Source organism: Lichenibacterium dinghuense (genome assembly GCF_021730615.1).
In the GTDB taxonomy this organism is placed as follows: Bacteria; Pseudomonadota; Alphaproteobacteria; order Rhizobiales; family Beijerinckiaceae; genus Lichenihabitans; species Lichenihabitans dinghuensis.
Genome location: NZ_JAJLMN010000004.1, coordinates 17,804 through 26,928 on the forward strand (window position 1 = coordinate 17,804; position 9,125 = coordinate 26,928).

At 68.6% G+C, this 9,125-nt stretch carries 19 protein-coding genes and 1 pseudogene; 14 read left to right on the forward strand and 6 right to left on the reverse strand.

Annotated features, from left to right (window positions below):
• Window positions 1–105: 105 nt before the first annotated feature.
• The 4 genes from L7N97_RS28525 to L7N97_RS28540 are packed head-to-tail and all read right to left on the reverse strand — an operon-like array spanning window position 106 to window position 976.
• Entirely contained in the window at window positions 106–315 is a 210-nt protein-coding gene (locus tag L7N97_RS28525) for a hypothetical protein (RefSeq protein ID WP_237482684.1), read from the reverse strand.
• A gap of 39 nt (window positions 316–354) precedes the next feature.
• Window positions 355–534: a hypothetical protein gene (locus tag L7N97_RS28530; RefSeq protein ID WP_237482686.1), complete on the reverse strand. Its 180-nt coding sequence runs from the start codon at window positions 532–534 to the stop codon at window positions 355–357.
• Complete coding sequence (locus L7N97_RS28535) at window positions 531–689, reverse strand: hypothetical protein (protein ID WP_237482688.1); 159 nt, start codon at window positions 687–689, stop codon at window positions 531–533. The genes L7N97_RS28530 and L7N97_RS28535 overlap by 4 nt, the downstream gene beginning before the upstream one ends.
• Window positions 686–976, reverse strand: a complete 291-nt coding sequence (locus L7N97_RS28540) for a hypothetical protein (RefSeq protein ID WP_237482690.1) — start codon at window positions 974–976, stop codon at window positions 686–688. Before L7N97_RS28540 ends, L7N97_RS28535 begins: the two co-directional genes overlap by 4 nt.
• 225 nt (window positions 977–1,201) lie before the next feature.
• Here L7N97_RS28540 and L7N97_RS28545 point away from each other — a divergent pair, with 225 nt between their 5' ends.
• The 10 genes from L7N97_RS28545 to L7N97_RS28590 all read left to right on the forward strand — a co-directional run bounded on the left by L7N97_RS28545 (window position 1,202) and on the right by L7N97_RS28590 (window position 5,856).
• Window positions 1,202–1,426: a helix-turn-helix domain-containing protein gene (locus tag L7N97_RS28545; protein WP_309242885.1), complete on the forward strand. Its 225-nt coding sequence runs from the start codon at window positions 1,202–1,204 to the stop codon at window positions 1,424–1,426.
• Window positions 1,426–1,887, forward strand: a complete 462-nt coding sequence (locus L7N97_RS28550; RefSeq protein WP_237482691.1) for a helix-turn-helix domain-containing protein — start codon at window positions 1,426–1,428, stop codon at window positions 1,885–1,887. The genes L7N97_RS28545 and L7N97_RS28550 overlap by 1 nt, the downstream gene beginning before the upstream one ends.
• A 119-nt stretch (window positions 1,888–2,006) precedes the next feature.
• Entirely contained in the window at window positions 2,007–2,759 is a 753-nt protein-coding gene (locus L7N97_RS28555) for a Crp/Fnr family transcriptional regulator (protein WP_237482692.1), read from the forward strand.
• Window positions 2,756–3,022 (forward strand): helix-turn-helix transcriptional regulator, encoded by a 267-nt coding sequence (locus L7N97_RS28560; protein ID WP_237482693.1) that lies wholly within the window; start codon window positions 2,756–2,758, stop codon window positions 3,020–3,022. Before L7N97_RS28555 ends, L7N97_RS28560 begins: the two co-directional genes overlap by 4 nt.
• A gap of 93 nt (window positions 3,023–3,115) precedes the next feature.
• On the forward strand, window positions 3,116–3,322 hold the full coding sequence (locus L7N97_RS28565; RefSeq protein WP_237482695.1) for a hypothetical protein: 207 nt from the start codon (window positions 3,116–3,118) through the stop codon (window positions 3,320–3,322).
• Window positions 3,323–3,437: 115 nt separating this feature from the next.
• Window positions 3,438–4,166, forward strand: a complete 729-nt coding sequence (locus L7N97_RS28570; RefSeq protein ID WP_237482697.1) for an SWIB/MDM2 domain-containing protein — start codon at window positions 3,438–3,440, stop codon at window positions 4,164–4,166.
• Entirely contained in the window at window positions 4,163–4,426 is a 264-nt protein-coding gene (locus L7N97_RS28575) for a hypothetical protein (protein ID WP_237482699.1), read from the forward strand. The genes L7N97_RS28570 and L7N97_RS28575 overlap by 4 nt, the downstream gene beginning before the upstream one ends.
• A gap of 120 nt (window positions 4,427–4,546) precedes the next feature.
• Complete coding sequence (locus L7N97_RS28580; RefSeq protein WP_255722525.1) at window positions 4,547–4,771, forward strand: SWIB/MDM2 domain-containing protein; 225 nt, start codon at window positions 4,547–4,549, stop codon at window positions 4,769–4,771.
• Window positions 4,772–4,933: 162 nt separating this feature from the next.
• Window positions 4,934–5,572 (forward strand): ParA family protein, encoded by a 639-nt coding sequence (locus L7N97_RS28585; RefSeq protein ID WP_237482702.1) that lies wholly within the window; start codon window positions 4,934–4,936, stop codon window positions 5,570–5,572.
• 2 nt (window positions 5,573–5,574) lie between these two features.
• Window positions 5,575–5,856: a hypothetical protein gene (locus L7N97_RS28590; protein ID WP_237482704.1), complete on the forward strand. Its 282-nt coding sequence runs from the start codon at window positions 5,575–5,577 to the stop codon at window positions 5,854–5,856.
• A 71-nt stretch (window positions 5,857–5,927) separates the two neighbouring features.
• Here L7N97_RS28590 and L7N97_RS28595 read toward each other — a convergent pair whose 3' ends face one another.
• Window positions 5,928–6,236: a hypothetical protein gene (locus L7N97_RS28595; RefSeq protein WP_237482706.1), complete on the reverse strand. Its 309-nt coding sequence runs from the start codon at window positions 6,234–6,236 to the stop codon at window positions 5,928–5,930.
• Window positions 6,237–6,564: 328 nt separating this feature from the next.
• Here L7N97_RS28595 and L7N97_RS28600 point away from each other — a divergent pair, with 328 nt between their 5' ends.
• From L7N97_RS28600 to L7N97_RS28610, 3 genes are all read left to right on the forward strand, one after another.
• Window positions 6,565–6,918, forward strand: a complete 354-nt coding sequence (locus tag L7N97_RS28600; protein WP_237482708.1) for a cysteine peptidase family C39 domain-containing protein — start codon at window positions 6,565–6,567, stop codon at window positions 6,916–6,918.
• Window positions 6,915–7,436: a hypothetical protein gene (locus tag L7N97_RS28605; protein WP_237482709.1), complete on the forward strand. Its 522-nt coding sequence runs from the start codon at window positions 6,915–6,917 to the stop codon at window positions 7,434–7,436. The genes L7N97_RS28600 and L7N97_RS28605 overlap by 4 nt, the downstream gene beginning before the upstream one ends.
• Window positions 7,437–7,522: 86 nt before the next feature.
• Window positions 7,523–7,834 carry a nucleotidyltransferase domain-containing protein gene (locus tag L7N97_RS28610; RefSeq protein ID WP_237482710.1) on the forward strand — a complete coding sequence of 104 codons (312 nt, stop codon included), beginning with the start codon at window positions 7,523–7,525 and terminating at the stop codon, window positions 7,832–7,834.
• 518 nt (window positions 7,835–8,352) lie between these two features.
• Here L7N97_RS28610 and L7N97_RS28615 read toward each other — a convergent pair.
• Window positions 8,353–8,547, reverse strand: a complete 195-nt coding sequence (locus tag L7N97_RS28615; protein WP_237482712.1) for a hypothetical protein — start codon at window positions 8,545–8,547, stop codon at window positions 8,353–8,355.
• A 150-nt stretch (window positions 8,548–8,697) separates the two neighbouring features.
• Here L7N97_RS28615 and L7N97_RS28620 point away from each other — a divergent pair.
• Window positions 8,698–8,844, forward strand: a pseudogene (locus L7N97_RS28620) (transposase domain-containing protein); the annotation flags it as partial.
• Between the last annotated feature and the right edge of the window lie 281 nt (window positions 8,845–9,125).

A 9,125-nucleotide genomic window follows, 5' to 3' on the forward strand; every position in this document is an offset into this window, starting at 1 on the left:
GGCCGATGCCGAGGCCGCAGCGGTGGCGGCGGCCTGGAGATCGGTCACGGGCGGGAGGGCGCCGGAGCGCCCGCGCTCATAACCGCGGGTGCGGGGCCGGGCGGGTCATCGCGCGGGTTCGAGGACGTCGGCCACCCCGCGCAGGACAGCGGCGCAGCGCGCCAGGACGCCCCGCGGGGCCGGGGGCGCCTCGTCGAGGTCGTAGGGCCCGAACACCGCGGCGCGGCGGGCCAGGGCATCCCGAAGCGACGGCAGGGGCGCCGGGGCCGGAAGCAGGGCGATGGACGCGGGGGCGCGATCACGCACGAACAGCATGTGAAAAGCTCCAGGGAGGGGGCGGGATGGGGCGCCGGCTCAGCGCCGGCGGGCGCGCTCGCCGCGGACGTCGCCGGCGATGCGGTCGCGCAGGTCGGCCAGGGCGTCGTCGGTCAGCACGGAGAACGGCAGGAGGGCGCCGCCGAGGCGGAGCGCGTAGCAGGGGCGAGCCGAAGCCCAGGGCGCGAGCTGCGCGATGTGGCGGGCGCGGCGGGTCACGACGGCACCATGTCGCGCAGGCGGACCACGTCGAGGTCGCAGCCCAGCCGGCGGGACCACCAGCCGCGCGAGCGCAGCGCCTTGGTGCGGGTCGTCGACGGCTTGCCGATGCCGACGCCGTCGAGGCAGACGAGGTGCGGGCGACGGCGGCTCACAGGCGCACCCCGAGGGCGGCGGCGCGGGCGTCGAGCATGGCGACCTCGGCGACCATGCGCCGGCCGCTGTCGATGCCGATCAGGGCGGCGGTGCGCTCGAGGAGGATGGCGGCGTGCGAGGCCGGCAGGGCGGAGGCGGCGTCGCGCCGGAAGCACCAGCGCTGGGTCTGCGCGGTGGACCAAGCGGAGGCCAGGGCGTCGCGCAGGGCGACCTTGTAGCGGCGGACCCGGCCGCGGCGCGCCGCGTCGGCGACGTCGTCGCGGGCCAGGGAGTGCGCGAGGGCCATGATGGCCTTCCCGTCATACCGGCCCTCGGCCGTGATGAGGGACGGACGTGGGGCCGAGCGGGTAGGCCGCGCGGCGGGGGATAATAAGCGGAGGAGAGCGGGCATCGGCTTGCCTCTTCAAGGCGGCTGCGATACACAAAGGTGCAAGGCCTGCCCCGTATCGGCGTCAAGCCTTAAGATGAAGAAAATACCTAAAGGTGTAATTTGATCCTCACCGGAGAGCAGTTGCGAGGCGCCAGGGCTATGGCGCGCATCGAACAAGGCGACCTCGCTACCCGCGCCGGTGTGTCTGTAGACACGATCAAGCGTCTGGAGCGCATAGCCGGGCCGGTCTCCGCCAACACGATGACCGTTGACGCCATCCGGCGGGCCCTCGAAGCCGCCGGCGTCGAGTTCATCCCGGAGAACGGCGGCGGCGCCGGGGTGAGGCTGCGGAAGGTCGAGAGCTGATGGCGCGAGCACCCCGACCTGAGGCGGCCGTCGTCGAGCCGAAGTCTGCCGCTCCCGAACGCACCAAGCGCACCGGTCGCAATCCGGAGTTCGAGGCAGCCCTCGGCGCCCGCATTCGCGCCGCTCGCCTGGCCGCCCACATGAGCCAGGGCGCCCTCGGCGAAGCTGTCGGCATCAGCTTTCAGCAGGTGCAGAAGTATGAACTCGGCAAGGACCGGGTCGCTGCCAGCACCCTACAGGGCATCGCGGCAGTCCTGGGCGTCCACCCCGGATCGTTCTTCGACGCGGACATGCCGGCGCCGACCGACTCCATCCCTGATATCAGGGCTGTCGTGAAGATCGGACAGCGCATCCAGCGCGTGCGCGAGCCGGCCGTCGTCAGGCGCCTGCTCGCGCTCGCCGACGCGCTTGCCGAGGAAGAGAACGGGCAATCTGCCCTCACCGGCGACGGGGCGCCCTGACGATGCGCCGCCCCCACGTCTTCGAGCGCTCGGCGCCTCGGCCCCGGCGCGACGTCGAGCAGGAGGCCGGAGGCGCTATCGGCCACGCTGACGCTCTTTGCCATCCATAGGCCGATGCCATGACCGAGGATGCTCTGCTCTACCGCTTCTCAGCCTTCGTCGACCTGACGCCTCTGGAATGCACAGCGCTGCACGACATGATCGGGCCCGGGTCGTCCTTTGACGCCGGTAAGCGCATCCAATGGGAAGGGGATGCGGTGAGCGGCATGTTCTTTCTGCACGAAGGATGGGTGCTCAGCAGCATCATCCACTCCGACGGCAGCCGGCAGGTGCTCAAGGTGCACCGGTCAGGGGACATCATGAACGGCCCGAGCCTACCATTCGAGACGGCGGTGGCAAGCCTCGTCGCGCTCACGCCGGCCAAGGTCAGCACGTTTCCCATTCACAAGCTCGGCATGTTGTTCGCGGCACACCCTCGTCTGGCTGCCGTGCTGTTCCTCAACTGCCAGGAGGAGCGTGTGACCCTCATGGACCGACTGGCAGTCGGTGGCCAGCTCGGCGCCAAGCACAGCGTCGCGGCTTTCCTCCTCCAGCTGTTCGACGGTCGGCCACCTTCGGACGGTTCCGACGCCAAGCTCCACATCCCGCTGACGCAACATCAGATCGCCGACGTGCTCGGCCTATCGCCCGTCCACGTCAACCGCGTGATGGTCGCCCTCGAGGCGGAAGGCCTTATCAAGCGGAGCGCGCCGCGGACCGGACGTGGCGGCCACATCTATGAGTTTCCCGACACACCGCGTTTGAAGAGCCTCGTCGACATGCCCGAGCGTGTGCGCCGACGTAATCCGACTTGGCTGCCGATGCCGACATGATGCCCCTCTCCCCCGAGCTCGCCATCCTCCGCCACCTCGCCGCCCGTACCACCGCCAGCGCGACGGAGATCGGCACCTCCTGCGCGATGTCCCCCGGCGAGGTCCGAGGCCGCCTCGTCATGCTGGAGAGCCAGCGCCTCATCGCCGGACGCAGCGACAAGGCCGCGGGCGAGAGGACGCCCCGCCGCGTCTACGTCATCACGAGCGAAGGGCGTAGGAGGGCTGGCATCAGCGACGCGAGGAGCGGACGCGAGCAGTCATAGCGGACGGATATGGGGGCCATCGCTGACGGTGTCAGGCTCAGGTGACCCGGCCGTGGTAGCCGCGGCTGACGCAATTGTGAGGCGAACGGGGCTATGGTCGACTTCAACGGTGTGCGGGGCTGTGAGGTCATCCTGCGTCCCGAACCCGCAATCAGTGGAAGCGTCTCCGTCGAGCCCGCTCGACCGACCCTCGGCGAGATCCTCGACATGCTCACGGCCGAGTGCCCGGAGCGGATCTGGACCTGCGATCCCGCGCTCCGCGACGTTCGGGTCGGGTCGGTAATGATCCAGGATCGGTAGGGTGACTCAGCGCGCGGTCGGGGTGAATGGCGCGAGGTCGACTACAGTGTGACCGGCTCCAGCCTTGCTCGTGCTACACGGTCCTCGTGCTCTCGATGCGGGAACGCAGGCACTCATGGGCAGGACACGGACGCTGCCGACCGATCAGAGCACTTCCCGCACCGCCACTCCGGCCGCCCAGCGGTTCGTGCCGCTCGCCTACCGGATCGACGACGCTGCAGCGATTATCGGAGTGTCGAAGTCCACGGTCTGGAGGCTGATCCATGAAGGGCGCCTCCCGGCCCGCAAGCTCGACAGTTCCACGATCATCCGGCACGATGACCTGACGGCGTTCATCGACGGCCTGCCCATGGTCCGGCAGTTGGCTGAGCCCTCGACGACACCGTTGCCAGAGCCACCACCGCCCGTTCCGCGGGCCGTTCCTGCCCCGCCAGCGCCCCTTCGTCCGCCAGCGCCGCCGGTGGATCTTCGGCGGGAGCCGCCGCAGCCGAGGTTCTTGCAGCCGCAATCGCCGCCGGCCCCCGCCCTCCCGGACAAGCAGGCCCCGTATGGGCGAGGCCGCATGGGCAAGCCACTCTCTCCACCCAACCCGAACGGCTGGGGAGCCAGGACGCTGCGCAGGCCGTCCGAACAGCTCGCCGCCATCGTCGGCGCCGATCCCATCTCGCGGCCGAAGGCGTTGGAGGCGATCTGGAAGCACATCCACGCGAACGGCCTCCAGCGGCCGGGTGACCTGCGCATCATCTACGCCGACGACAAGCTCCGCGCGGTGGCCGGCACCGACGTCATCACGATGTACGCGCTGGAGGAGCTGATCCGGCCACACCTCGGGGTCATCACGTGACGGCCCGCATCCATCGCGGCTTCCACCGCGTCGGCGTCGTCTTGGCTGTGCCCGTTCTGATCTTGGCGGCAGCTCTGGGCATCCATGAAACAGTGTACCCGTCTGGCCACATCGCTCCGGGCCCGAACGGCGTGCCCTACTACCCATCGGACTACCTCGTGCCCGTCGTCGTCGCCGTGTTCGCGCTCGCCCTCTACGCCGCCGCCCGCGCCGTCGGGTGGATCATCGCCGGGTTCATCGGGTCGAATGACCGCGCGTGACACTGCAGTATTAAAGCATGATAGTGCTACAGAGCGAGAGCGCCGCAGCACGAGAGATAGACCACGTCCCGCACCATTGCCCCGAAGAAGCCCCGCACCGCCGGCGCGCTGACGAAGCCGCTGACGCCCTCGCCCGAGCTGGCCGCCGTGGTCGGCGCCGAACCCCTGGCCCGCACCGCCGTGGTGTCGAAGCTGTGGGACTACATCCGCGAGCACGACCTGCAGGATCCGGCCGACAAGCGCGGGATCATCGCCGACGCCACGCTGCGGCCGATCTTCGGCGCCGAGCGGATCACCATGTTCGAGCTGTCGAAGGTCATCGGTCCGCACCTCACCGCGGCGTGACGGCAACCCTGCAGCGCGATAGCATGATAACTCTGTAGCACTATGGCATCGAAACACGGCAGTGCGACGACCGGCTACGTCCGCGCAAGCCAGCCTTGGCACGACGGTATCACGGCGCTACGGCACGAGAGCCCTGCAGCGCGACAGCACGACGGTGCCACGATGCGAACCATAGCCTTCACGACGCAGAAGGGCGGCGCCGGAAAGACGACGCTGGCCGTAGCGCTGGCCGTGGCCGCGACCGAGGCCGGAGAGAAGGTCATCGCGCTCGACCTCGATCCCCAGGGCTCGCTGTCGGCCTGGGGCGACGATCGCGAGGCGGAGGCGCCGGCGGTCGACCGGATCGACGGCGACAAGCTCGCGCGCCTGCCCGACGTCCTGAAAGCCCTCGCCAAGGGAGGGTTCACACTGGCGCTGCTCGACTGCCCCGGCCTCGCGGGAACCCAGGTCAACGCCGCCATCGCGGCCGCCGACCTCTGCATCGTGCCGGCCCGGCCGACCATGATCGACCTTCGAGCGACCAAGGCCACCATTGCGGCGCTGTTGAAGATCGACCGGCCGTTCGCCTTCGTCCTGAACCAGGCGCCGGCCACGGCGAAGACCACGCGCATGGTCGAGGCGATCGGCGCCGTCTCGCTGCTCGGCGACCTCGCCGATCCGGTCATCACGCAACGCAACGATTATCAGGACGCCGTCGCAGCCGGGCAGGGCGTCACCGAATATGCCCCACAGGGCAAGGCCGCCGAGGAAGCACGGCAGCTCTGGCGATGGGTCGACCGCAAGCTCAAGGGGACGAAGTGACGATGGCCGCCAAGCCCAAGCGCCCGAGCATGATCGACGCCATGATGGCACCCGAGTCGCAGCCCGAGATCGCGCCAGAGGCCGCCCCTGCCGCGCCACGCAAGCCCAAGCCCGACGTGCAGCACACCAGCGTCTATATCCCGCGCCCGGCCCACGAGCGCCTGCGGGAGATCGCCTTCCACGAGCGCGTGAAGATGCACGACCTCATCATGGAGGGCCTGGACCTCGTCATCGAAAAGCGCGGCCACGCCGAGCGGGCGACACGCAGCACGAAAGAGCCATGACGCTGTAAAGCTTCAGCGCTGTAGCACTGCGGTGCCATAGCGCCCCGATGCTGTGCCGCTGGCTTACACCCTCACGTCTGCCCGGCCCACACCGCGAACACGGCCTCCTGGACCGCGATGGCCCTGTCCTGCGCGTCCTGCCCGGCGCCGACGTAGCTCGGCAGGCCCGTCCTCATCCGCACGACCAGGACTCCGAGGTCGGGCCGGTCCTGCTGCTTCTCCTCCGTCCCGATCGCGGTCAGGAGCGGGCCGAGCCCCTGTTTCGCTCGACCCACGAGCGCCGCTGCCCCGCCGTACGTGATGACCTGTCGCGCCCGCGCTCGCCGCTCCAGCTCGGCGCGGATCGCGGCCTTGTCGCGGATGAAGCGGTCGGTCGGCATCAGCCCAGCAACCCCACAGCTCTCACGGTCGCGCGCACCCACCACCATCGCAGATGTAGCTGCCGGTCTCCCCATGCAGGAGGCAGCGCTCCTTCGGCTTCGGCAAAGTCGCCGCGGCTCCGCGGTTGCTCCAGGCCTTCGCGAACGCTCGCGAGCAATTCTTCGGAAGGGGCTTCGCCGCCGCATGAGCGGACGCAGCCGACAGGATCACACTCAGAGCGCAGACGGTGGCGAGCTTCACAGAATCACGTCCTCCGATCGACACAGCGGGGATGCGCAAGTCAGCCGCATATGACTACGATCCTGAGTCGTAAATCAGGGAGGGAGTATGCGGCTGGTGACCCAGAAACACGAGAACGATTGCGGTGCGGCCTGCGTCGCGATCATCGCGGGCGTGAGCCTCAACGAAGCGAAGGGAAGGCTGCCGGCACATTGCGAGATCCGCGGCACCAGCAGTCAGGAGTTGCGCACCGCGCTGCTGACGTTCGGCGTCGACACCGATGAGCTTAAGCGGATCGGAAGCGCCGATTACACGTCCTTCGCCTTCGACGCCGTGCTGCGTGGCAAGCTGGACGATGACGACCATTGGGTCGTGTGGGAAGCCAAGAGGAAGCGCGTGCTTGACCCCTACAAGCCCGGCGGCGAGTTCCGGTGCACGTCCTACGTCAAGGTGAATCGATGACCCCGACAGAATTCCACGAGGAGGTCGCGCAGCCGAACATGGAACACTCACTGCACCATCCTGACGACGTGCGGGCCCTGGTCAATGCTGTGCTGACGCTCGACGCATTGGCCGGCCTCATCCATGCGCACGGTCGCGCCGCTGGCGTGCCGGCCATGGCGAAGCACGAAGCCGACGACCGGTACCGCGATGACCTCGCCGCAGTGTCTCGAAGCTATCGGGTGCTCCGCGATCTCGCTGCCTCGCTCAAGCACGGCGCGCTGGATCCGAAGCGGGCCAAGGCGCGGCTCGTTCGCAACGGGGGAGCGGTACAGTCCGTCGCCAATGGCCTAGGGCTGTTTCAATGCGGCGACAGCATCGGCGGCGAGGTGCTGGTGGTCGAGCTCGACGACGGGCCGGGGTACGTCCGGGCCAGCACACTGGTGGCGGACAGCTACCGGATGCTCAAGCGCATCGTGGATGGCGGGCCGGCGGATCTCGACGAGGGTGATCACTTCACGCGTGCAGGTGAGCCGTGAGCCTGCTGCATCAGCCAGCGCACCTCCCATCCGATCTTCCTACCCTCGCCGATGCCGTCTCGCGATGGGTTGACGACGTGTCAGGGGTGCCGGCCATCTACCTGTTCGGAAGCCGCGTGAGGGGTGATCATCGGCCGGACAGCGACGTCGACCTATGCCTGTTCCAGGCCGAATGGGACGGCTCTGACGCTTGCACCTCGTGGTGGGGCCGCACCAGCGACCTCGAATACCGCGACTTGGCCGATCTGTTGCCCGGACCGCCGCGACTGCACCTTGAAACGTGGGACGCTGCCCTCCGATGGGTCGACGAGGCCCGCGTGGATCCCTCCCGGATCGTGTTGCAGGTCCGCAAGGCGGTTTGCCTTTGGACCGCGCCGAAGCACGCCCGCAAGCCGTAACCTGACCCGTGCCGGTTTGACACGGCACCCCCATCCGGGCGTGATGCCCTATCGGGCGTGGCGCGAGTCGCGGCCGGCAGATGGAGACGGGATGGCCGGATAGGACGCTGAAACGAGAAGAGCCCCAGACCTTGCCGGGTCCAGGGCTCTTGGAATCGATTTGGGCTGTCGCCCGCTGCAATCGCGACAGTCCCATAGCTCCCCTGAGGGAGTCAACGCGGAAATTGCCGTTTCCGTGATCGAGGACGCACGCGCCTGAGGACGGCCCCAGCTTGGGGCAGGGTTCATGTTTGCGGACGACATCAGGCGGGCCCTGCCGGGCACGCCACGGGAGCGGCTTGCCGAGCTGTCGGCAGCCGTGTGGAAGGGCAGTACGGACGCGACCTCCCCCGACCCGACAGCCGCGGCGGATCGCGCGGCCGACCGGGTCACCATGGGGCGGGATGGTTTCGGCCCGGTGAAGGGTCGACCGCTGTGCGGGGCGATGTCCGATCTGCTCTTCCATCCGGCAGATGATCTCACATGGTTTTACGCATGTGCTTGGCCGAGTGCTTCACGTGCCGCGAGCTGACCGTGGAGTCCCCGGCGTTGGACGACGCTCCGAAGCCGCCAGCCTGCGAGTTGTGAGCCGTGGCGGCGTTGGCTGAGCCCGCTGTGACGGCAAGCGGCGAGGCAATCAGGAGGGCGGCGGCGGTGATGCGGAGAATGTGCATGAGCGTGTTCCTCTATGGTCCGCATAGAGGACAGATTGCTATCCGTGAAAGTTGCTTCGATCTTCGATGCACCACCATGAAATGTAGGCTCACATGAGCCGCCGTCGGCTTGAACGGTACAGGCGTCACCGCTTCCGGCGCTGCTGTCCGAAGCTGAACGACGTCGACCCGCAGGCTTGGCCGGCCGACGTGCTCAGCCGCATCGCGGCCCACCCGGCCCAGCGCCTGGGCGAGCTGCTGCCGTGGAACTGGAAGCCGACCTCGGCCGCCTCGCCGAGCCTCGACGCCGCAGCCTGACCCGGACGCTCAGCCCCGGGCCTTATCGACCCGCGATCACGCCGCAACGAAACCCGCAAGCACCGTTTCCACGGCCCTCGCCGTAGGCGTACGGACCGATGCGATGAGGGCGGGGATCTCGGCCGGAGGGACGTGGTTCCGCGCCAGGTAAGCGGAGACGACCTCGGACGTGATCTCGACGAGGGCAGCGGGTGCTGTGTCGGACATGCGGCCTCTCGCGTGGCGATGGCGGCATGCCACCGATGGGAGAACGTCTCAAGCTCTGCAGATTGAGGTGGCTG

What these genes read in the sequence shown, in the direction of transcription:
- L7N97_RS28525 (WP_237482684.1), bottom strand. Translation starts at nt 315, where the DNA reads ATGCTGTTCGTGCGTGATCGCGCCCCCGCGTCCATCGCCCTGCTTCCG.
- L7N97_RS28540 (WP_237482690.1), bottom strand. Translation starts at nt 976, where the DNA reads ATGGCCCTCGCGCACTCCCTGGCCCGCGACGACGTCGCCGACGCGGCG.
- L7N97_RS28550 (WP_237482691.1), top strand. Translation starts at nt 1,426, where the DNA reads ATGGCGCGAGCACCCCGACCTGAGGCGGCCGTCGTCGAGCCGAAGTCT.
- L7N97_RS28555 (WP_237482692.1), top strand. Translation starts at nt 2,007, where the DNA reads ATGACCGAGGATGCTCTGCTCTACCGCTTCTCAGCCTTCGTCGACCTG.
- L7N97_RS28560 (WP_237482693.1), top strand. Translation starts at nt 2,756, where the DNA reads ATGATGCCCCTCTCCCCCGAGCTCGCCATCCTCCGCCACCTCGCCGCC.
- L7N97_RS28565 (WP_237482695.1), top strand. Translation starts at nt 3,116, where the DNA reads ATGGTCGACTTCAACGGTGTGCGGGGCTGTGAGGTCATCCTGCGTCCC.
- L7N97_RS28570 (WP_237482697.1), top strand. Translation starts at nt 3,438, where the DNA reads ATGGGCAGGACACGGACGCTGCCGACCGATCAGAGCACTTCCCGCACC.
- L7N97_RS28585 (WP_237482702.1), top strand. Translation starts at nt 4,934, where the DNA reads ATGCGAACCATAGCCTTCACGACGCAGAAGGGCGGCGCCGGAAAGACG.
- L7N97_RS28590 (WP_237482704.1), top strand. Translation starts at nt 5,575, where the DNA reads ATGGCCGCCAAGCCCAAGCGCCCGAGCATGATCGACGCCATGATGGCA.
- L7N97_RS28595 (WP_237482706.1), bottom strand. Translation starts at nt 6,236, where the DNA reads ATGCCGACCGACCGCTTCATCCGCGACAAGGCCGCGATCCGCGCCGAG.
- L7N97_RS28600 (WP_237482708.1), top strand. Translation starts at nt 6,565, where the DNA reads ATGCGGCTGGTGACCCAGAAACACGAGAACGATTGCGGTGCGGCCTGC.
- L7N97_RS28605 (WP_237482709.1), top strand. Translation starts at nt 6,915, where the DNA reads ATGACCCCGACAGAATTCCACGAGGAGGTCGCGCAGCCGAACATGGAA.
- L7N97_RS28615 (WP_237482712.1), bottom strand. Translation starts at nt 8,547, where the DNA reads ATGCACATTCTCCGCATCACCGCCGCCGCCCTCCTGATTGCCTCGCCG.